This is a genomic window from Staphylococcus rostri (assembly GCF_002902145.1).
In the GTDB taxonomy this organism is placed as follows: Bacteria; Bacillota; Bacilli; order Staphylococcales; family Staphylococcaceae; genus Staphylococcus; species Staphylococcus rostri.
The window spans coordinates 1-17,149 of the sequence record NZ_PPRF01000016.1 but is presented as its reverse complement, the minus strand read 5'-3'; the positions used below and the strand labels follow the sequence as shown (position 1 = coordinate 17,149).

The following is a 17,149-nucleotide window of genomic DNA, read 5'->3' as shown; positions in this document are numbered from 1 at the left end:
AACTGTAAATCCTCTCTATATAATATAACGTATTGTTAATGCGACCACCGCAATTGGGATAATACATAATAACGCGACAGTATCACGTAACAACCACTCTAACCGGCGATAACTCGTGCGCTGAGCATTCGCATCATAACCTCGGACTTCCATCGCAATCGCCAACTCTTCGGCACGTTGGAATGCTGAAATAAACAACGGGATAAACAATGGGATAAAAGCTTTAATACGTGTCATAACTGAACCGCTTGATAACGCAGCACCACGTGATTTTTGTGCATTCATAATTTTGTCCAATTCTTCCATTAAGGTCGGAATAAAACGCAATGCAATCGCCATCATCATGCTTAATGCGGATACAGGAACTTTAAGATACCTTAATGGCTTGAACAGACGATCAAAGGCATCTGTGAGGTCTAATGGACTGGTTGTTAACGTTAAGATTGTTGAGATAATCATAATATATGATAAGCGCAATACAATCAATGTCCCTTCCTGCAAGCCATAAGTATCGATTGAGAAAATGCCCCATTCAACGAGCCGTGTCCCGCCTTTAGTCAAAAACATATGCATCATAAAAGTTAAACTTAAAAAGAAAAACAGCGGTAACAAGCCTTTTAACAAAAACCACAATGGAATTCGACTCAGCTTTAATAAAGCATAAAGTACAATTCCTAGCCACAGGTACGCCAACCAATCATGACTGAAAAATATTACGACGATAAATAGAAAAACAAACAGAAATTTACTGCGTGGATCTAAACGATGAATGATGGAATCAAGAGGCAAATAGCGTCCGATTATTAACTTATCTTTCATGTTCTTGCCTCCATACTTCAAACATCTTTACAAATTCAACTTCTGTCATCGCAAGTCGCTCGAAACGTATATTCAAGCGAGATTCGACATCTCTTTGAAGTTGCACAATATCCGGTAAGTCCAAATGTAATGACTGCACATATTCAGTATCACAGAAAAGTGTTTCGGGCGTTTGACTACTAATCACGCGCCCTTTAGCCATCACTTTAACTTCATCCGCATATGCTGCTACATCGTTCATGTCATGGGTCACAAGGATAATCGTCTTCCCTTGTTTCATTTGAATGTCTTTAAACAAATGCATAACTTGTCGCTTACTCTTTGGATCTAATCCAGCAGTTGGCTCATCTAATACTAAAACATCTGGATCCATTGCGAGTATTGCGACAAGCGCGACTTTACGCATTTGACCACCTGATAACATAAAGGGGGATTGTTTCATGATTTTTTCCGCATCAAAACCGAGTTGATCCAATAATTGCATCGCTTGTTCACGCGCTTTGTCCAAGTCTAAGCCATAGTTTTTTGGGCCAAATAAAATTTCATGCTCGACTGTTTGTTCAAATAACTGCGACTCCGGAAATTGGAACACCATGCCGATACGTTTTCTCACTTTTTGAAGCGTTTTGTCTTTCGTTTTACGCGTTATCGGTACATCTAACACTTGCAACTTGCCACGACTTGGTTTCAATAAGCCATTGAAATGTTGAATAAGCGTAGACTTACCTGAACCCGTTTTACCAATAATCGCATAGTAACGTCCCTGTTCAAACTGTGTTGTCACAAGATTAAGCGCTTGATATTCATATGGTGTATGCTGCTGATACGTAAACGATACATCTTCAAAAGTAATCATGACAAACACTCCAATAACTCTTCATATGTTAAAAAGCCCTTTTTCAGACCTAACAATTTCGCCATACGCATCTCAAAGGGCATATCCAAGCCATACGCCGTCAAAGCTTCAGAATGGGTAAAAATATCATTCACTGTACCAGATAACGCGATAGCGCCTTGATTCAGGACAATCACGCGATCTGATGATACAACTTCAGACAAGTCATGCGTAATAGATAAGACAGTGACACCGTGAACTTGATTGAGTTTTTGAATCATTGACAGTATTTCCTTTTTCCCTTCAGGATCTAACATGGACGTCGCTTCATCTAGAATAATCAATTTGGGCTGCAGTGCTAAAACCCCAGCAATCGCCACACGCTGTTTCTGACCACCCGATAGTGCAGTAGGTTCATGGTTTTGCTTATCATGCATATCCACATCTTTAAGCACGCGTGGCACAATATCATGCATTTCTTCATAAGCCACACGTTTATTCTCTAGGCCAAACGCCACGTCATACTTTACTGTTGAGCCTACAAATTGATTGTCAGGATTTTGAAAAACAATACCAATATGATGATGAAACGCAGTGTATGGCGTGTCTTTTATCGTTTGTTGTTCAATCAAAATCTCACCATCAAACGTTGGTTCAATCCCCGCAATAAGTTTAGCCAATGTAGATTTTCCAGAACCGTTATGACCAACGATAGACACCCATTCACCTTGATTTACCGTAAAAGAAATATCATTCAATACATACGCTGCATCTTCATCATATCGAAATGATACATTTTGAAATTGTAATAATGGTTCCTTAGACATACACTTGACTCCCCTAATTGTTTAAATACATCTCTCTTTTAGGATACAGATTATAAAAACTAGTAATAGGGATACAATTACATTTGATTACTTCCCTATAGTCTAAACTGTTTTTTATATTTATGGTTTATGAGAATACCATTTCATTTTACCTAAAAACATGTAAGGTGTACAATGCTTTCAATTCGGCCCAAAACAAATAAGACCCACACAATGGCAGGTCTTTTGAAATGATGCTAAGTATTTGCATAAAAAAGCGCGCACCCCATCCTATTGAGATCACGCTTTATCATCAATATTTAATTGGATGGGATGCTCCTGAGCTAGACAATATCTGTATGTGGCAGACATTATCGTTGCACTCATTTGCTTTAAATGTAGTAGTGTGTATTAATTATACTAATTCAATAATTACTGTTAAAGCGCCGTCACCTTTACGAGGTGCAACTTTAACGATACGAGTGTAACCACCTTGACGGTCTTGGTAACGCTCAGCGATTTCACCAAACAACTTTTGTAATGCTGTTTGTGTCGTTTCATCTTCGTTTAAGATTTCAACGTTACGTAATGTTTTAGCAGCATTACGACGAGATGCTAAATCACCTTTTTTACCTAAAGTAATTAATTTTTCAACAACACTGCGAAGTTCTTTCGCACGCGCTTCAGTAGTTTCGATACGTTCGCTTACGATTAATGAAGTTGCTAAATCGCGTAACATAGCTTTACGTTGATCTGACGTACGACCTAATTTTCTGTAACCCATGAGTTAACCTCCTTTATCAATCTTCTTTTCTTAGGCCTAAACCTAAGTCTTCTAATTTGTGTTTTACTTCTTCAAGAGACTTTCGACCTAAGTTACGAACTTTCATCATATCAGCCTCTGATTTGTCAGCGAGTTCTTGTACTGAGTTAATACCAGCACGTTTTAAACAGTTGTAAGAACGTACAGATAAGTCTAATTCTTCAATAGACATTTCTAATACTTTCTCTTTTTGATCTTCTTCTTTTTCAATCATGATTTCAGCATTTTGTGCTTCGTCAGTTAAACCAACGAAAATGTTTAAATGCTCAGTCATAATCTTTGCAGCTAAAGAAACAGATTCTTGTGGTGTGATTGAACCATCAGTCCACACATCTAAAGTTAACTTATCATAGTCTGAACTTTGACCAACACGTGTATTTTCAACTGTGTAGTTCACACGCTCAACTGGTGAGTATAATGAATCAACAGGAATAACACCGATTGGCATATCACTTGAATTGTTTTGATCAGCTAAAGCATAACCACGGCCTGTATTTGCTACTAAACGTAGTTTAAAATGACCACCTTTAGATACTGTTGCAATTTTAAGGTCTGGATTTAAGATCTCAACATCACTGTCATGTGTGATATCTTTTGCAGTGACTTCGCCTTCTTCTTTGACATCGATTTCTAGTGTTTTATCTTCTTCTGAATAAATCTTAAGCGCAAGCTTTTTGATATTCATGACGATAGTAGAAACATCTTCTACAACATTGTCAATCGCAGAGAATTCGTGTAAAACACCCTCGATTTCAATATATTTCACAGCCGCACCTGGTAATGATGATAGTAGGATACGACGTAAGGAGTTTCCTAGTGTAGTACCGTAACCACGTTCTAGTGGCTCAACAACGAACTTACCGAACTTAGCATCATCACTAACTTCAATTGTTTCAATTCTAGGTTTCTCAATTTCAATCATTTACATATCCTCCTTAAATACGTCGATTTGCATAAACTATAAATTTTATTAACATGTGACAAAGAAAAAATTTAAAATTATACGCGACGACGTTTTGGCGGACGGCAACCATTATGTGGTACTGGAGTAACGTCTTTGATCGCTGTTACTTCTAAACCTGCTGATTGTAACGCACGGATCGCTGATTCACGACCTGGTCCAGGACCTTTTACAGTTACTTCAACTGATTTTAAACCATGTTCCATAGCAGCTTTTGAAGCTGTTTCTGAAGCCATTTGTGCTGCGAATGGTGTAGATTTTTTAGAACCTTTAAAACCAAGCGCACCTGCAGATGACCATGATAAAGCATTACCGAATTCATCTGTAATAGTTACAATTGTATTGTTGAATGTAGAACGGATGTGTGCAACACCGTTTTCAATATTCTTTTTCACTCTACGTTTACGTGATACTTGTTTACGTGCCATAGTACTATTTGCCTCCTTTACCTATTATTTTTTCTTGTTAGCAACAGTTTTAACTGGGCCTTTACGCGTACGCGCATTGTTTTTTGTTTTTTGACCATTTACTGGTAAGCCACGACGGTGACGAATACCACGGTATGATGAGATTTCCATTAAGCGTTTGATGTTTAAGTTAGTTTCACGACGTAAGTCACCTTCAACTTTATAACCATCAACAACTTCACGAATACGACCTAACTCATCATCAGTTAAATCTTTAACACGTGTATCTTCTGAAACGTTCGCTTCTGAAAGAATTTTTTGTGCTGTTGCTTTACCGATACCGTAGATATAAGTTAATGAAATTACTACGCGCTTATCACGTGGGATATCAATTCCTGCAATACGTGCCATTATATTTACACCTCTCTTTTAATTAACCTTGTTTTTGTTTGTGTTTAGGGTTTTCACAAATTACCATAACTTTACCTTTACGTTTAATGACTTTACATTTTTCGCAAATAGGTTTCACAGATGGTCTGACTTTCATTTTTATACCTCCTTCAATGATGGAGTGACAATTATTTATAACGATATGTGATTCTGCCGCGTGTTAAATCATACGGAGACATTTCAACTGTTACTTTATCGCCAGGTAGAATACGAATATAGTTCATGCGAATTTTACCACTAACGTGTGCTAAAATTTCATGGCCATTTTCTAATTCTACTTTAAACATTGCATTTGGTAAAGTATCAAGTACTGTACCTTCAAGTTCGATTACGTCTTGTTTCGCCATTGATTAACTCCTCCTTTTCAGTTGTAAGGATTATAGAATATCAACTCGATTATAGTGCCTGGATTTCACTTCAAAATCATCATTATCATTAATTAATGTCACAACTTTGTTTCAAGTAATTTCAATACTAACGACTTATTAAAAGCGAATTGCATCCAAGTCGTTCTATTTAAGTGATTCTAAAATTTGAATTACATCCTCTGAAACAGCGTCGATTTCTTTTGAACCATCAATATTTTTCAAAACGCCTTCTTGACCGTAAAAGTCTAAAATTGGTTTAGATTGTTTGATGTTAACGTTCAAACGATTTGCAACTGTTTCTGGATTGTCATCTTCACGTTGGTAAAGCTTACCGCCATCAAGATCACAAACACCTTCAACCTTTGGAGGATTGAAAACAAGATGATATGTTGTCCCACAAGTTTCACAAATGCGACGTCCTGTAAGACGGTTCATCAATTCCTCTTCTGGAACTTCGATGTTAACTACAGCGTCGATTTCTCTACCTAGCTCTTCTAAAATTGAATTAAGCGCTTCAGCTTGTTCAATTGTTCGAGGAAATCCGTCTAATAAGAATCCTTTTTTTGCGTCATCTTCTGAGATGCGTTCTTTTACAATTCCTACAGTAACTTCATCCGGTACAAGTTCGCCGCGATCCATGTAAGATTTAGCTTCTTTCCCAAGTTCAGTTTGGTCTTTAATTGCCTTTCTGAACATGTCCCCTGTTGAAATGTGAGGGATTGGGTATTTCTTAACTATCTCACTCGCTTGCGTTCCTTTACCAGCACCAGGTAATCCCATTAAGATAATGTTCATATATGCCCTCCTAAAAATTAACGTCTACCAAAGCCTTTATACTCACGCTCATTCACTTGTGCTTCCAAGCTCTTCATCGTTTCGATTGCAACACCGATTACGATTAGCAAGCTCGTACCACCCACTTGAATAGATTGCGGTAAGTTCATAAATTTAGTAGCAATGATTGGCAAGATTGCAATGACTGCTAAGAAAATTGAACCTACAAAAGTTAAGCGATAAAGGACTTTCGTAATATATTTTTTAGTATTAACGCCCGGTCGAATACCCGGAACATAACTACCTTGTTTCTTCAGGTTATCTGCCATCTTCTCTGGATTAACTTGAACAAACGCATAAAAATAAGTAAATGCGATAATCAAGATAACATACACAATCATTCCAATATTATGTGAAGGATCTGCGTAGTTTCCAACTGTCTTCGCCCAATCAGCTTTAGGGAAGAACAATGTTAGCGTTCTTGGTAATAAGAAGAATGCCATTGCAAAAATGACAGGGATAACACCTGCTGAGTTTACTTTCAAAGGTAAATACGTTGCTTGTGAACCAAGTTGCATTTTGGATTGTTTCTTTGCGTATTGAATTGGTATTTTACGAATCGCCTGTAAGACGTATACGGCACCTACTGTAAGAAGTATCATACCGATTACGAGTCCTGCGACTTTCAACCAAGCCAATGTTACATCATCTTGTCCAATAAACTCTTGTTGGTAAAATTGGATTAAAGCTGATGGTAACGATGATAAGATACCCGCAAAGATAATGATAGAAATACCATTACCAACACCATATTGCGTAATTTGTTCACCTAACCACATTAAGAATGCAGTTCCTGTTGTTAAAACAATTGCAATTAATAGATATGACCAAACGTTTTGGTTCTTAATTAATGCACCATCTAAATAAGTATTGAACTGAAAAGACATACCTATTGATTGAATGAATGCAAGTACAATCGTGAAATAACGCGTAAAAGTACTTAACTTTTTACGTCCAGTTTCACCTTGTTTTGCCCATTCAGTAAACTTAGGTACTATATCCATTTGAAGCAATTGCATAACAATGGATGCTGTGATGTAAGGCATAATTCCCATTGCAAAGATGGAAAAGTTCTTCAAGGCACCGCCACCAAACGTGTTTAACAAGTCAGTGACGCCTTGAGAACCTCGTTGATTATCAAAAGCTGCTGGATCAACACCAGGTGCTGGAATATACGTACCTATTTTGAAAATTACTAACATTGCAAGAGTAAAAAGTATCTTGTTTCTTACTTCTTTCGTTTTAAAGAAGTTTACAAGCGTATGAAACATTAGATCACCTCGTGTGCTCCGCCTTTCGCTTCAATTGCTTCTTTGGCTGCAGCTGAGAATTTGTGTGCTTTAACAGTCAATTTCTTTTCTAATGAACCATTGCCTAAAACTTTAATGCCAGACTTTTCGCTTTTAACTACGCCTGTTTCGATTAATAATTCAGGTGTTACCTCAGTACCATCTTCAAATTTGTTAAGTTGATCTAAATTAACAATTGCGTATTCTTTGCGGTTGATGTTTGTGAAACCACGTTTTGGAATACGACGGAATAATGGTAATTGACCACCTTCGAAACCTGGTCTTACACTACCACCTGAACGTGCTTTTTGACCTTTTTGACCGCGACCACTTGTTTTACCGTTACCAGTACCCGCACCACGGCCGACACGGTTACGTACTTTACGTGAACCTTCTGATGGTTTTAATTCATGTAATTTCATTTCGGCACCTCCTTAATTATTTTTCTTCTACTGTTACTAAGTGACTTACTTTGTTGATTTGTCCACGAATTGCATCATTGTCTTCTACAACTACTGATGAGTGCATTTTTTTAAGACCTAATGCTTCAACAGTTTTACGTTGTGTCTCAGGACGACCAATAACGCTTCGAGTGAGGGTGATTTGAATTTTAGCCATTTATCTGTTTCCCTCCTTAATTGTATAATTCTTCTACTGATTTACCACGTAAACGGGCAACTTCTTCAGCATTTTTTAAGTTTTGTAAACCGTCGATAGTAGCACGTACCATGTTAATAGGTGTGTTAGAACCTAATGACTTACTTAAGATATCAGTGATACCTGCAAGCTCAAGTACGGCACGAACTGGTCCACCTGCGATAACACCTGTACCAGGTGCAGCTGGTTTCATTAAAACACTTCCTGAACCGAAACGTCCAGTAATTGTGTGAGGAGTTGTTCCGTCAACACGATGAACAGTGATAAGTTCTTTTTTCGCAGCTTCAACTGCTTTTTTGATTGCTTCAGGTACCTCTTGTGCTTTACCAGTACCGAAACCAACGCGACCATTTTTGTCACCTACTACTACTAATGCTGTGAAACGGAAACGACGTCCACCTTTAACAACTTTCGCAACACGGTTAATCGTAACAACGCGTTCTTCAAATTCTTTAACTTCTTCTTCTCTACGAGCCATTGAGTTGTCCCTCCTTTAAATTAAAATTGAAGTCCATTTTCGCGAGCTGCATCTGCTAATGCTTTCACACGTCCGTGGAATAAGTATCCTCCACGATCAAATACAACTGCTTCGATGCCTTTTTCATTCGCTTTTTTAGCGATTGCTTCACCAACTTTAGTTGCCATTTCAACTTTTGTAGCTGATGTATCTACGCCGCTATCTTTAGTTGACGCTTGCGCTAATGTTACGCCTTTAGTGTCATCGATGATTTGTGCATAGATGTGTTTGTTTGAACGATATACGTTAAGACGTGGTCTTTCGCTAGTACCTGACAATTTCGTACGAACACGTGCATGTCTTTTTAAACGTACTTTGTTTTTATCAATTTTGCTGATCATGTCAATACTCCTTTCTATAGAGTTTATTTATTATTTACCAGTTTTACCTTCTTTACGGCGAACATATTCACCTTGGTAACGAATACCTTTACCTTTGTAAGGTTCTGGTGGACGAACGTCACGAATTTTTGATGCTGTAGCACCTACTAATTCTTTGTCGATACCTTCGACTTTGACAGTCGTATTTTTTTCTACTGAGAAAGTAATACCTTCAGCAGCTTCCATTTCAACTGGATGTGAATAACCAACGTTTAATACAAGTTTAGAACCTTGAACTTGCGCACGGTAACCTACACCGATAAGTTCTAAAGTTTTTTCGTATCCTTTAGATACACCTTGTACCATATTATTGATTAACGCACGAGTTGTACCATGAACAGTTCTGTGTTCTTTAGAATCTGATGGTCTTACAACTTCAAGTGTGTTTTCTTCTTGTTTATAAGTCATTTCTGGGTTTAAAGTTCGTGATAATTCACCTTTTGGTCCTTTAACAGAAACTGTACTACCTTCGATAGTTACAGTTACATCGCTAGGGATCTCAATAATTTTTTTACCAACACGGCTCATGTTATGGCACCTCCTTATTTATTTAATATTACCAAATGTATGCTAATACTTCGCCACCAACGTTACGTTTTCTAGCTTCTCTATCAGTGATTACACCTTCAGAAGTAGATACTAATGCAATACCAAGACCATTTAATACTTTAGGCATTTCGCTTGCTTTAGCATAAACACGTAAACCTGGTTTAGAAATACGTTTTAAGCCTGTAATAACACGCTCGTTGTTTGAACCATATTTTAAGAAGATACGGATAACACCTTGTTTATCATCTTCGATATATTCTACATTTTTGATGAAACCTTCACTTTTAAGGATTTCAGCAATTTCTTTTTTAATGTTTGATGCAGGTAACTCCAATTTTTCATGGCGTACCATGTTTGCATTTCTTACACGAGTTAGCATATCTGCAATTGGATCTGACAATGTCATAGTTTGTTGCCTCCTTTCAAGAGTTAAATTTTTACCAGCTAGCTTTACGAACGCCAGGAATTTGACCTTTGTAAGCTAATTCACGGAAACAAATACGGCAAAGTTTAAATTTACGATATACTGAGTGTGGACGACCACAGCGTTCACAGCGTGTATATTCACGGACTTGGAACTTTTGTTTACGTTGTTGCTTAGCAACCATTGATTTTTTAGCCACTTATTTAGCCTCCTTCAGAGATTATTTTTGAAATGGCATACCGAATTGTGTTAACAATTCACGAGCTTCCTCGTCAGTGTTAGCAGTCGTTACGATAACGATATCCATTCCACGTACTTTTGATACTTTATCATAGTCAATCTCAGGGAAAATTAATTGTTCTTTAACACCTAATGTGTAGTTACCGCGACCGTCGAATGCATTTTTAGATACACCACGGAAGTCACGTACACGTGGAAGTGATACAGAAATTAATTTATCTAAGAATTCATACATTCTTTCACCACGTAATGTTACTTTCGCACCAATTGGCATACCTTCACGTAAACGGAATGTCGCAACTGATTTTTTAGCTTTTGTGATTAATGGTTTTTGACCAGTGATTGCTGTTAATTCTTCAACAGCTGTGTCCAATACTTTTGAGTTTTGAACAGCGTCACCGACACCCATGTTCACAACGATTTTGTCAATTTTAGGTACTTGCATTACTGAACTGTAATTGAATTTTTTAACTAAGTTCTCTGTAACTTCTGAGTTAAATTTTTCTTTCAAACGATTCAAAGTGGATCCTCCTTTCACCTGTTATTATTTATTAGACTTAATTTCTTCGCCAGATTTTTTTGCGATACGAACTTTTTTACCGTCAACAAATTTGTAGCCTACACGAGTAGGTTCGTTTGTTTTAGGGTCTAATACTTGTACGTTAGAAACATGAATAGCAGCTTCTGTTTCTAAGATTCCACCTTCAGGATTGAATTGTGTTGGTTTTTGGTGTTTTTTGATCATGTTAACACCTTCAACAACTACACGGTCTTTTTTAGGTTGAGTTGCTACAACTTTACCTGTTTTACCTTTGTCTTTTCCTGCAATAACGATAACATTGTCACCTTTTTTAATATGCATGTGGGCACCTCCTTGAATTTGTTTATAAATGATTACTAATTAAAGTACTTCTGGTGCAAGGGAAACGATTTTCATAAAGTTTCCATCACGTAATTCACGTGCAACAGGTCCAAAGATACGAGTACCACGTGGGCCTTTGTCATCACGGATTACAACACATGCATTTTCATCGAATTTGATGTATGAACCGTCTTTACGACGTACACCTGATTTAGTACGTACTACAACAGCTTTAACAACATCACCCTTCTTAACAACGCCACCAGGTGTAGCATTTTTAACAGTTGCTACGATGACATCACCGATGTTAGCTGTTTTACGGCCAGATCCACCTAATACTTTGATTGTAAGAACTTCACGAGCACCAGAGTTGTCTGCTACTTTCAAGCGTGTTTCTTGTTGGATCATGATTATACCTCCCTTATCTTTAAATAGTCATTAAATGATTACTGATTCTTCGACAATTTCTACTAAACGGAAACGTTTTGTCGCTGATAAAGGACGCGTTTCTTGGATTTTAACAATATCTCCTAATTTAGCTGAATTGTTTTCATCATGCGTTTTGTATTTTTTTGAGTATTTAACACGTTTACCATATAGTTTGTGTGTTTTGTAAGTTTCAACTAAAACAGTGATTGTTTTGTCCATTTTATCTGAAACAACTTTACCAACGTAAACTTTACGATCATTTCTTTCGCTCACTTTAGTAACCTCCTCTTTCAACTATTATTGGTTTGCTTTACCTTGTTCTAATTCTCTTTCACGTGCAACAGTTTTTAGACGCGCGATCGTTTTTCTTACTGTTTTGATGCGTGCAGTCTCTTCTAATTGACCTGTAGCTAATTGAAAGCGTAGGTTAAAAAGCTCTTCTTTTGAAGCTTTGATTTGCTCTTCGATTTCTGAAGTGGTTAAGTCTCTAATTTCCTTAGCTTTCATTTGATTCACCACCCAATTCTTCACGTTTTACAAACTTCGTTTTAACTGGAAGTTTGTGACTTGCTAAACGTAGTGCTTCACGCGCAACTTCTTCAGATACGCCTGCTACTTCAAATAATACTCTACCTGGTTTAACTACTGCGATCCAGCCTTCAACCGCACCTTTACCAGCACCCATACGTACTTCTAAAGGTTTTTGTGTGTATGGCGTGTGAGGGAAGATTTTAATCCAAACTTTCCCGCCACGTTTCATGTAACGTGTCATAGCAATACGAGCTGATTCGATTTGACGAGATGTGATCCAAGAAGTTGTAGTTGCTTGAAGACCAAACTCACCGAATGTTACAAAGTTACCGCCTTTTGAACGACCTTTAGTGTCAGGACGATGTTGACGACGATATTTTACACGCTTTGGTAGTAACATAATTATTTTCCTCCTTCACTATTTTTCTTAGTAGGAAGAACTTCACCACGATAGATCCATACTTTAACACCTAACTTACCGTAAGTAGTGTCTGCTTCTGCATGTGCATAATCAATGTCAGCACGTAATGTATGAAGTGGTACAGTTCCTTCTGAATATTGTTCAGCACGCGCGATGTCAGCGCCACCTAAACGACCTGATACTTGTGTTTTGATACCTTTAGCACCAAGTTTCATTGCTCTGCCAATTGCTTGTTTTTGAACACGACGGAATGATGCACGGTTTTCTAATTGACGTGCAATATTCTCAGCAACTAAGCGTGCATCAAGATCAACTTTCTTGATTTCAACTACGTTGATGTGAACTTTTTTATCAGTCAATTGGTTTAATTTGTTACGAAGTTTTTCAATTTCTGAACCGCCTTTACCGATTACCATACCTGGTTTACCAGTGTGAATTGCAATGTTGATGCGGTTAGCAGCACGCTCGATCTCAACGTGAGATACTGATGCGTCTTTCAATGCTTTATCAATAAATTTACGAATTTTTAAGTCTTCGTGTAAAAGTGATGCGAAGTCTTTTTCAGCATACCATTTAGCTTCCCAGTCACGAATTACACCAACACGAAGTCCGATTGGATTAATTTTTTGACCCACAATGTTCCCTCCTTAATGATTTGATTAAGCTTCTTGAGCTTCTTCTTTACCATCACTTACTACGATAGTGATATGGCTTGTTCTTTTGTTAATAGCACTTGCGCGTCCTTGAGCACGTGGACGGAAACGTTTTAAAGTCGGTCCTTCGTTAGCATAAGCTTCTTTAACAACTAATTCATCTGTGTTCATGCCGTAGTTGTGTTCAGCGTTAGCTAAAGCGGACATTAATAATTTTTCTACTACTGGAGAAGAAGCTTTATTTGTTAATTTCAAAATAGCTACTGCTTCTCTTACGTCTTTACCTCTGATTAGGTCTAATACTAATCGTACTTTACGAGGTGCGATTCTGATAGTTCTAGCAACCGCTTTTGCTTCCATTCGTATTTCCTCCTCTACTTACTAGAAATGGTTTATCTTCTTGTTTTCTTATCGTCTGCAGCATGTCCTTTGAAAGTACGTGTTGGAGCAAATTCACCTAATTTGTGACCAACCATATCTTCAGTTACATATACAGGTACATGTTTACGTCCATCGTAGACAGCGAATGTGTGTCCGATAAAGTTTGGGAAAATTGTTGAACGACGTGACCAAGTTTTGATTACTTGTTTCTTTTGGCTATCGCCTTGAGCTTCAACTTTTTTCATTAAATGCTCATCGACGAAAGGTCCCTTTTTAATACTACGAGCCATAATGGCGCCTCCTTTCTTATTATGTGCGTGCAGCGATTACGCCGCACACCCAAATAAGCTATTTTTATTTTTTCTTACGTCCACGTACGATAAGTTTATCTGAACGTTTCTTACCACGACGTGTTTTCTTACCAAGCGTTGGTTTACCCCAAGGTGACATTGGAGATGGACGGCCGATTGGCGCGCGACCTTCACCACCACCGTGTGGGTGATCGTTAGGGTTCATTACAGAACCACGAACTGTTGGTCTCTTACCTAACCATCTTGATTTACCAGCTTTACCGATGTTAACAAGTTCGTGTTGGAGGTTACCAACTTGTCCAACTGTTGCACGGCAAGTTGAAAGAATCATACGTACTTCACCAGAACGAAGTCTTACAAGTACATATTTACCTTCTTTACCTAATACTTGTGCACTTGCACCAGCAGAACGAGCGATTTGACCACCACGGCCAGGTTTTAATTCGATGTTGTGAATTACTGTACCTACAGGAATGTCTTTTAATTGAAGTGCGTTACCAACTTTGATGTCAGCTTCTGAACCACTTTCAACGAATTGACCTACTTGTAAGCCTTTAGGTGCGATGATGTAACGTTTTTCACCATCTGCATATACGATTAAAGCGATGTTCGCTGATCTGTTTGGATCGTATTGAATTGAATCTACTTTACCAGCGATTCCGTCTTTATTACGTTTGAAATCAATAACACGGTATTGACGTTTGTGTCCACCACCGTGATGGCGTACTGTCAATTTACCTTGGTTGTTACGACCCGCTTTTTTCGGTAGCGGTTGTAATAATGACTTTTCAGGTTTTGACTCTGTAATTTCAGAGAAATCTAATGTAGTCATATTACGACGACCATTAGTAATTGGCTTATAATGTTTAAGAGCCATTGTCGTTTACCTCCTTAATGGTAATGAAATTTTAGTTGAATAAGTCGATTTGACCTTCTTTTAATGTAACAATCGCTTTACGGCGTTTGTTTGTATAGCCTTGGTAACGGCCCATACGTTTTTTCTTAGGTTTGTAGTTGATGATGTTGACTTTGTCAACTTTTACATCAAAGATTTCTTCTACAGCTGTTTTGACTTGTGTTTTGTTTGCACGAACATCAACGTCAAAAGTGTATTTATCTTCAGCCATTGCTTCAGATGATTTCTCAGTGATTACGGGGCGCTTTAGAATATCTCTCGCTTCCATTATCCGAGCACCTCCTCAACTTTTTTAGCTGCTTCTTCAGTGATTAATACACTGTCAGCATGTGTTAAATCTAATACATTTAAACCTTCAGGTGTTGTAATTTGAACACCAGGGATGTTGCGTGCTGATAATTCAACATTTACATCTTCAAGTGTTACAACTAATACTTTCTTAGGTAATTCTAAGTTAGTTAAAGTTGTTTTGAATTCTTTTGTTCTTGGTGCTTCTAAGTTGAAGCTGTCAACGATTTTGAATTCATTTTCTTGTACTTTGAATGAAAGTGCTGATTTTAATGCTAAGCGACGCATTTTTTTAGGCATTTTGTATGCATAGCTTCTTGGTGTTGGTCCGAATACAACACCACCACCACGCCATTGTGGTGCACGGATTGTACCTTGACGAGCACGACCTGTACCTTTTTGTCTCCATGGTTTACGTCCACCACCACGAACTGCTGAACGGTTCTTAACCGCGTGAGTTCCTTGGCGTAATGAAGCACGTTGTAATTGAATTGCTTCAAATAATACATCATTGTTTGGTTCGATTGCGAATACCGCATCGCTAAGTTCAACTGAACCTGCTTTAGTTCCGTCAACTTTTAATACATCATAATTTGCCATTATGCATTTCCTCCTTTCACTACTAATTATTTATTAGCTTTGATAGCTGATTGGATTTGTACAAAACCTTTTTTAGGACCAGGTACGTTACCTTTTACTAAAATTACGCTGTTTTCCGTATCTACTTGAACAACTTCTAAGTTTTGAACAGTTACAGTATTACCACCCATGCGGCCTGGTAATTTTTGTCCTTTAAATACACGTGACGCGTCTGACGCCATACCGATTGAACCTGGTGCTCTGTGAAAATGAGAACCGTGTGACATTGGTCCACGTGCTTGGTTGTGACGCTTGATCGCACCTTGGAAACCTTTACCTTTTGAAGTTCCTGTTACGTCAATTACGTCGCCTACTTCGAATGTATCTACTGAGACTTCTTGACCTACTTCGTATTCGTCAACATTAACGTTTCTGAATTCACGAATGAAGCGCTTAGGTGCTGTGCCTGCTTTTTTAGCGTGACCTTCAGCTGGTTTAGTTGCATATTTATTCGTTTTGCTACCTTTTTTATATGCTTCTTTGTTTTCAAAACCGATTTGGATCGCGTTGTAGCCATCTACTTCTTCAGTTTTCTTTTGTAATACTACGTTCTCTTTTGCTTCGATTACTGTTACTGGAATTAAGTCTCCGTTTTCACTGAATACTTGAGTCATACCAATTTTTCTTCCTAAGATTCCTTTGGTCATCGAAAGTCCACCTCCTAAAAATTTTTAATTATAATTTGATTTCGATGTCTACACCTGATGGTAAGTTTAAGCCCATTAAAGCGTCAACTGTTTTTGGTGTAGGGTTAACAATGTCGATTAAACGTTTGTGTGTACGTTGTTCGAATTGCTCACGTGAATCTTTGTACTTATGCACCGCACGGATGATTGTGTAAACTGATTTCTCAGTTGGTAATGGGATTGGACCTGATACGTCCGCTCCAGAACGTTTAGCTGTTTCAACAATCTTCTCTGCTGATTGATCGATGACACGGTGGTCATAAGCTTTTAATCTGATTCTGATTTTTTGTTTTGCCATTATTTACCCTCCTTATTCGTCTTCATAAAAGTGATAGACTTCTCCACGAAAACTATCTGGCACAACGCCATGGCAAAGCGGCCGGGTGTGTCAGTAACCTTTCGCTTCATCGCATTAAAAAGTCCAACATTAGACATTTTACAAGAAATAATGCGGTTTGGCAACCATTTCCTGCAAATTTATTTATCTAATCACATACCATGTCATTTTACTGTATATAGGCGTTGAGTTCAACCATTTATGTAAATTTTTTTTGATTCTTTACTTCTTTTTGTTCTTTTCCATTAAATTGATTATAATAGATGAAAGTCGTAAGTATTTAATTGCTAAGATGAGAGGTATCTATATGACTAAAAAAATAAAAACTTCATTAAT

General features: G+C 37.7%; 32 protein-coding genes. All 32 read right to left on the bottom strand.

Annotated elements, in window-relative coordinates; genetic code table 11:
- Positions 1-15 precede the first annotated feature (15 nt).
- The 32 genes from CD122_RS02380 to rpsJ all read right to left on the bottom strand — a co-directional run bounded on the left by CD122_RS02380 (position 16) and on the right by rpsJ (position 16,774).
- Positions 16-819, bottom strand: coding sequence for an energy-coupling factor transporter transmembrane component T family protein (locus CD122_RS02380; RefSeq protein ID WP_103357402.1), 804 nt, complete (start codon positions 817-819; stop codon positions 16-18).
- Positions 809-1,675 (bottom strand): energy-coupling factor transporter ATPase, encoded by an 867-nt coding sequence (locus tag CD122_RS02375; RefSeq protein WP_103357401.1) that lies wholly within the window; start codon positions 1,673-1,675, stop codon positions 809-811. The genes CD122_RS02380 and CD122_RS02375 overlap by 11 nt, the downstream gene beginning before the upstream one ends.
- Positions 1,672-2,481, bottom strand: a complete 810-nt coding sequence (locus CD122_RS02370) for an energy-coupling factor transporter ATPase (RefSeq protein WP_103357400.1) — start codon at positions 2,479-2,481, stop codon at positions 1,672-1,674. Before CD122_RS02370 ends, CD122_RS02375 begins: the two co-directional genes overlap by 4 nt.
- Before the next feature lie 394 nt (positions 2,482-2,875).
- Positions 2,876-3,244 carry a 50S ribosomal protein L17 gene (gene rplQ, locus CD122_RS02365; protein WP_044359403.1) on the bottom strand — a complete coding sequence of 123 codons (369 nt, stop codon included), beginning with the start codon at positions 3,242-3,244 and terminating at the stop codon, positions 2,876-2,878.
- Positions 3,245-3,260: 16 nt separating this feature from the next.
- Positions 3,261-4,205 (bottom strand): DNA-directed RNA polymerase subunit alpha, encoded by a 945-nt coding sequence (locus CD122_RS02360; RefSeq protein WP_044359404.1) that lies wholly within the window; start codon positions 4,203-4,205, stop codon positions 3,261-3,263.
- Between the two features lie 77 nt (positions 4,206-4,282).
- Positions 4,283-4,672 (bottom strand): 30S ribosomal protein S11, encoded by a 390-nt coding sequence (rpsK, locus tag CD122_RS02355; RefSeq protein ID WP_014613235.1) that lies wholly within the window; start codon positions 4,670-4,672, stop codon positions 4,283-4,285.
- A gap of 24 nt (positions 4,673-4,696) precedes the next feature.
- Positions 4,697-5,062, bottom strand: coding sequence for a 30S ribosomal protein S13 (rpsM, locus tag CD122_RS02350; protein WP_044359405.1), 366 nt, complete (start codon positions 5,060-5,062; stop codon positions 4,697-4,699).
- A 22-nt stretch (positions 5,063-5,084) separates the two neighbouring features.
- Positions 5,085-5,198, bottom strand: coding sequence for a 50S ribosomal protein L36 (rpmJ, locus tag CD122_RS02345; protein ID WP_002509257.1), 114 nt, complete (start codon positions 5,196-5,198; stop codon positions 5,085-5,087).
- A 31-nt stretch (positions 5,199-5,229) separates the two neighbouring features.
- A complete protein-coding gene (gene infA / locus CD122_RS02340) occupies positions 5,230-5,448 on the bottom strand; it encodes a translation initiation factor IF-1 (RefSeq protein WP_001118443.1) in 219 nt (72 codons plus the stop codon).
- A gap of 165 nt (positions 5,449-5,613) precedes the next feature.
- Entirely contained in the window at positions 5,614-6,264 is a 651-nt protein-coding gene (locus tag CD122_RS02335) for an adenylate kinase (protein WP_103357399.1), read from the bottom strand.
- Positions 6,265-6,281: 17 nt separating this feature from the next.
- On the bottom strand, positions 6,282-7,574 hold the full coding sequence (secY, locus tag CD122_RS02330) for a preprotein translocase subunit SecY (protein ID WP_103357398.1): 1,293 nt from the start codon (positions 7,572-7,574) through the stop codon (positions 6,282-6,284).
- Positions 7,574-8,014: a 50S ribosomal protein L15 gene (gene rplO / locus CD122_RS02325; RefSeq protein ID WP_103357397.1), complete on the bottom strand. Its 441-nt coding sequence runs from the start codon at positions 8,012-8,014 to the stop codon at positions 7,574-7,576. The genes secY and rplO overlap by 1 nt, the downstream gene beginning before the upstream one ends.
- A gap of 16 nt (positions 8,015-8,030) precedes the next feature.
- Positions 8,031-8,210: a 50S ribosomal protein L30 gene (rpmD, locus tag CD122_RS02320; protein ID WP_044359546.1), complete on the bottom strand. Its 180-nt coding sequence runs from the start codon at positions 8,208-8,210 to the stop codon at positions 8,031-8,033.
- Between the two features lie 16 nt (positions 8,211-8,226).
- A complete protein-coding gene (gene rpsE / locus CD122_RS02315; RefSeq protein ID WP_044359547.1) occupies positions 8,227-8,727 on the bottom strand; it encodes a 30S ribosomal protein S5 in 501 nt (166 codons plus the stop codon).
- 20 nt (positions 8,728-8,747) lie between these two features.
- On the bottom strand, positions 8,748-9,107 hold the full coding sequence (gene rplR, locus CD122_RS02310) for a 50S ribosomal protein L18 (protein WP_044359548.1): 360 nt from the start codon (positions 9,105-9,107) through the stop codon (positions 8,748-8,750).
- A 30-nt stretch (positions 9,108-9,137) separates the two neighbouring features.
- Positions 9,138-9,674 carry a 50S ribosomal protein L6 gene (gene rplF, locus CD122_RS02305; RefSeq protein WP_103357396.1) on the bottom strand — a complete coding sequence of 179 codons (537 nt, stop codon included), beginning with the start codon at positions 9,672-9,674 and terminating at the stop codon, positions 9,138-9,140.
- 28 nt (positions 9,675-9,702) lie between these two features.
- The gene (rpsH, locus tag CD122_RS02300; RefSeq protein WP_103357395.1) at positions 9,703-10,101 is read right to left on the bottom strand and encodes a 30S ribosomal protein S8; all 399 of its coding nucleotides are present in this window, start codon (positions 10,099-10,101) and stop codon (positions 9,703-9,705) included.
- 31 nt (positions 10,102-10,132) lie between these two features.
- A complete protein-coding gene (locus CD122_RS02295) occupies positions 10,133-10,318 on the bottom strand; it encodes a type Z 30S ribosomal protein S14 (protein WP_009382778.1) in 186 nt (61 codons plus the stop codon).
- A gap of 21 nt (positions 10,319-10,339) precedes the next feature.
- Complete coding sequence (gene rplE / locus CD122_RS02290; protein WP_044359552.1) at positions 10,340-10,879, bottom strand: 50S ribosomal protein L5; 540 nt, start codon at positions 10,877-10,879, stop codon at positions 10,340-10,342.
- A 24-nt stretch (positions 10,880-10,903) separates the two neighbouring features.
- The gene (gene rplX / locus CD122_RS02285) at positions 10,904-11,221 is read right to left on the bottom strand and encodes a 50S ribosomal protein L24 (RefSeq protein ID WP_044359553.1); all 318 of its coding nucleotides are present in this window, start codon (positions 11,219-11,221) and stop codon (positions 10,904-10,906) included.
- Between the two features lie 39 nt (positions 11,222-11,260).
- Positions 11,261-11,629, bottom strand: a complete 369-nt coding sequence (gene rplN, locus CD122_RS02280; protein ID WP_044359554.1) for a 50S ribosomal protein L14 — start codon at positions 11,627-11,629, stop codon at positions 11,261-11,263.
- A 30-nt stretch (positions 11,630-11,659) separates the two neighbouring features.
- Positions 11,660-11,923, bottom strand: coding sequence for a 30S ribosomal protein S17 (gene rpsQ / locus CD122_RS02275; RefSeq protein WP_000004086.1), 264 nt, complete (start codon positions 11,921-11,923; stop codon positions 11,660-11,662).
- A 24-nt stretch (positions 11,924-11,947) separates the two neighbouring features.
- Complete coding sequence (gene rpmC / locus CD122_RS02270) at positions 11,948-12,157, bottom strand: 50S ribosomal protein L29 (protein WP_103357394.1); 210 nt, start codon at positions 12,155-12,157, stop codon at positions 11,948-11,950.
- Entirely contained in the window at positions 12,147-12,581 is a 435-nt protein-coding gene (rplP, locus tag CD122_RS02265; RefSeq protein ID WP_044359570.1) for a 50S ribosomal protein L16, read from the bottom strand. The genes rpmC and rplP overlap by 11 nt, the downstream gene beginning before the upstream one ends.
- Positions 12,582-12,583: 2 nt before the next feature.
- On the bottom strand, positions 12,584-13,237 hold the full coding sequence (gene rpsC, locus CD122_RS02260) for a 30S ribosomal protein S3 (RefSeq protein WP_044359571.1): 654 nt from the start codon (positions 13,235-13,237) through the stop codon (positions 12,584-12,586).
- 24 nt (positions 13,238-13,261) lie between these two features.
- On the bottom strand, positions 13,262-13,615 hold the full coding sequence (gene rplV, locus CD122_RS02255; protein WP_016426354.1) for a 50S ribosomal protein L22: 354 nt from the start codon (positions 13,613-13,615) through the stop codon (positions 13,262-13,264).
- 32 nt (positions 13,616-13,647) lie between these two features.
- Entirely contained in the window at positions 13,648-13,926 is a 279-nt protein-coding gene (gene rpsS, locus CD122_RS02250) for a 30S ribosomal protein S19 (protein ID WP_044359572.1), read from the bottom strand.
- A gap of 64 nt (positions 13,927-13,990) precedes the next feature.
- A complete protein-coding gene (gene rplB, locus CD122_RS02245; protein WP_103357393.1) occupies positions 13,991-14,824 on the bottom strand; it encodes a 50S ribosomal protein L2 in 834 nt (277 codons plus the stop codon).
- A 31-nt stretch (positions 14,825-14,855) separates the two neighbouring features.
- Positions 14,856-15,131 carry a 50S ribosomal protein L23 gene (rplW, locus tag CD122_RS02240; protein WP_103357392.1) on the bottom strand — a complete coding sequence of 92 codons (276 nt, stop codon included), beginning with the start codon at positions 15,129-15,131 and terminating at the stop codon, positions 14,856-14,858.
- Positions 15,131-15,751, bottom strand: a complete 621-nt coding sequence (gene rplD / locus CD122_RS02235; protein ID WP_103357391.1) for a 50S ribosomal protein L4 — start codon at positions 15,749-15,751, stop codon at positions 15,131-15,133. The genes rplW and rplD overlap by 1 nt, the downstream gene beginning before the upstream one ends.
- 26 nt (positions 15,752-15,777) lie before the next feature.
- Positions 15,778-16,437, bottom strand: coding sequence for a 50S ribosomal protein L3 (rplC, locus tag CD122_RS02230; RefSeq protein WP_103357390.1), 660 nt, complete (start codon positions 16,435-16,437; stop codon positions 15,778-15,780).
- Between the two features lie 28 nt (positions 16,438-16,465).
- A complete protein-coding gene (gene rpsJ / locus CD122_RS02225; RefSeq protein ID WP_001118667.1) occupies positions 16,466-16,774 on the bottom strand; it encodes a 30S ribosomal protein S10 in 309 nt (102 codons plus the stop codon).
- Positions 16,775-17,149: the final 375 nt, after the last annotated feature.

Bases quoted from the DNA above. Each gene is read 5' to 3' on its own strand.
- rpsS (WP_044359572.1), bottom strand. From the start codon at position 13,926: ATGGCTCGTAGTATTAAAAAGGGACCTTTCGTCGATGAGCATTTAATG.
- rpsE (WP_044359547.1), bottom strand. From the start codon at position 8,727: ATGGCTCGTAGAGAAGAAGAAGTTAAAGAATTTGAAGAACGCGTTGTT.
- rplR (WP_044359548.1), bottom strand. From the start codon at position 9,107: ATGATCAGCAAAATTGATAAAAACAAAGTACGTTTAAAAAGACATGCA.
- rplO (WP_103357397.1), bottom strand. From the start codon at position 8,014: ATGAAATTACATGAATTAAAACCATCAGAAGGTTCACGTAAAGTACGT.
- CD122_RS02335 (WP_103357399.1), bottom strand. From the start codon at position 6,264: ATGAACATTATCTTAATGGGATTACCTGGTGCTGGTAAAGGAACGCAA.
- rpsJ (WP_001118667.1), bottom strand. From the start codon at position 16,774: ATGGCAAAACAAAAAATCAGAATCAGATTAAAAGCTTATGACCACCGT.
- rpsK (WP_014613235.1), bottom strand. From the start codon at position 4,672: ATGGCACGTAAACAAGTATCACGTAAACGTAGAGTGAAAAAGAATATT.
- rplW (WP_103357392.1), bottom strand. From the start codon at position 15,131: ATGGAAGCGAGAGATATTCTAAAGCGCCCCGTAATCACTGAGAAATCA.
- rplC (WP_103357390.1), bottom strand. From the start codon at position 16,437: ATGACCAAAGGAATCTTAGGAAGAAAAATTGGTATGACTCAAGTATTC.
- rpmD (WP_044359546.1), bottom strand. From the start codon at position 8,210: ATGGCTAAAATTCAAATCACCCTCACTCGAAGCGTTATTGGTCGTCCT.
- rpmC (WP_103357394.1), bottom strand. From the start codon at position 12,157: ATGAAAGCTAAGGAAATTAGAGACTTAACCACTTCAGAAATCGAAGAG.
- rplP (WP_044359570.1), bottom strand. From the start codon at position 12,581: ATGTTACTACCAAAGCGTGTAAAATATCGTCGTCAACATCGTCCTGAC.
- rpsM (WP_044359405.1), bottom strand. From the start codon at position 5,062: ATGGCACGTATTGCAGGAATTGATATCCCACGTGATAAGCGCGTAGTA.
- rplD (WP_103357391.1), bottom strand. From the start codon at position 15,751: ATGGCAAATTATGATGTATTAAAAGTTGACGGAACTAAAGCAGGTTCA.
- CD122_RS02360 (WP_044359404.1), bottom strand. From the start codon at position 4,205: ATGATTGAAATTGAGAAACCTAGAATTGAAACAATTGAAGTTAGTGAT.
- secY (WP_103357398.1), bottom strand. From the start codon at position 7,574: ATGTTTCATACGCTTGTAAACTTCTTTAAAACGAAAGAAGTAAGAAAC.
- rplN (WP_044359554.1), bottom strand. From the start codon at position 11,629: ATGATCCAACAAGAAACACGCTTGAAAGTAGCAGACAACTCTGGTGCT.
- infA (WP_001118443.1), bottom strand. From the start codon at position 5,448: ATGGCGAAACAAGACGTAATCGAACTTGAAGGTACAGTACTTGATACT.
- rplB (WP_103357393.1), bottom strand. From the start codon at position 14,824: ATGGCTCTTAAACATTATAAGCCAATTACTAATGGTCGTCGTAATATG.
- rplV (WP_016426354.1), bottom strand. From the start codon at position 13,615: ATGGAAGCAAAAGCGGTTGCTAGAACTATCAGAATCGCACCTCGTAAA.
- CD122_RS02370 (WP_103357400.1), bottom strand. From the start codon at position 2,481: ATGTCTAAGGAACCATTATTACAATTTCAAAATGTATCATTTCGATAT.
- rplX (WP_044359553.1), bottom strand. From the start codon at position 11,221: ATGCATATTAAAAAAGGTGACAATGTTATCGTTATTGCAGGAAAAGAC.
- rpmJ (WP_002509257.1), bottom strand. From the start codon at position 5,198: ATGAAAGTCAGACCATCTGTGAAACCTATTTGCGAAAAATGTAAAGTC.
- CD122_RS02375 (WP_103357401.1), bottom strand. From the start codon at position 1,675: ATGATTACTTTTGAAGATGTATCGTTTACGTATCAGCAGCATACACCA.
- CD122_RS02380 (WP_103357402.1), bottom strand. From the start codon at position 819: ATGAAAGATAAGTTAATAATCGGACGCTATTTGCCTCTTGATTCCATC.
- rplQ (WP_044359403.1), bottom strand. From the start codon at position 3,244: ATGGGTTACAGAAAATTAGGTCGTACGTCAGATCAACGTAAAGCTATG.
- rplF (WP_103357396.1), bottom strand. From the start codon at position 9,674: ATGAGCCGTGTTGGTAAAAAAATTATTGAGATCCCTAGCGATGTAACT.
- rpsH (WP_103357395.1), bottom strand. From the start codon at position 10,101: ATGACATTGTCAGATCCAATTGCAGATATGCTAACTCGTGTAAGAAAT.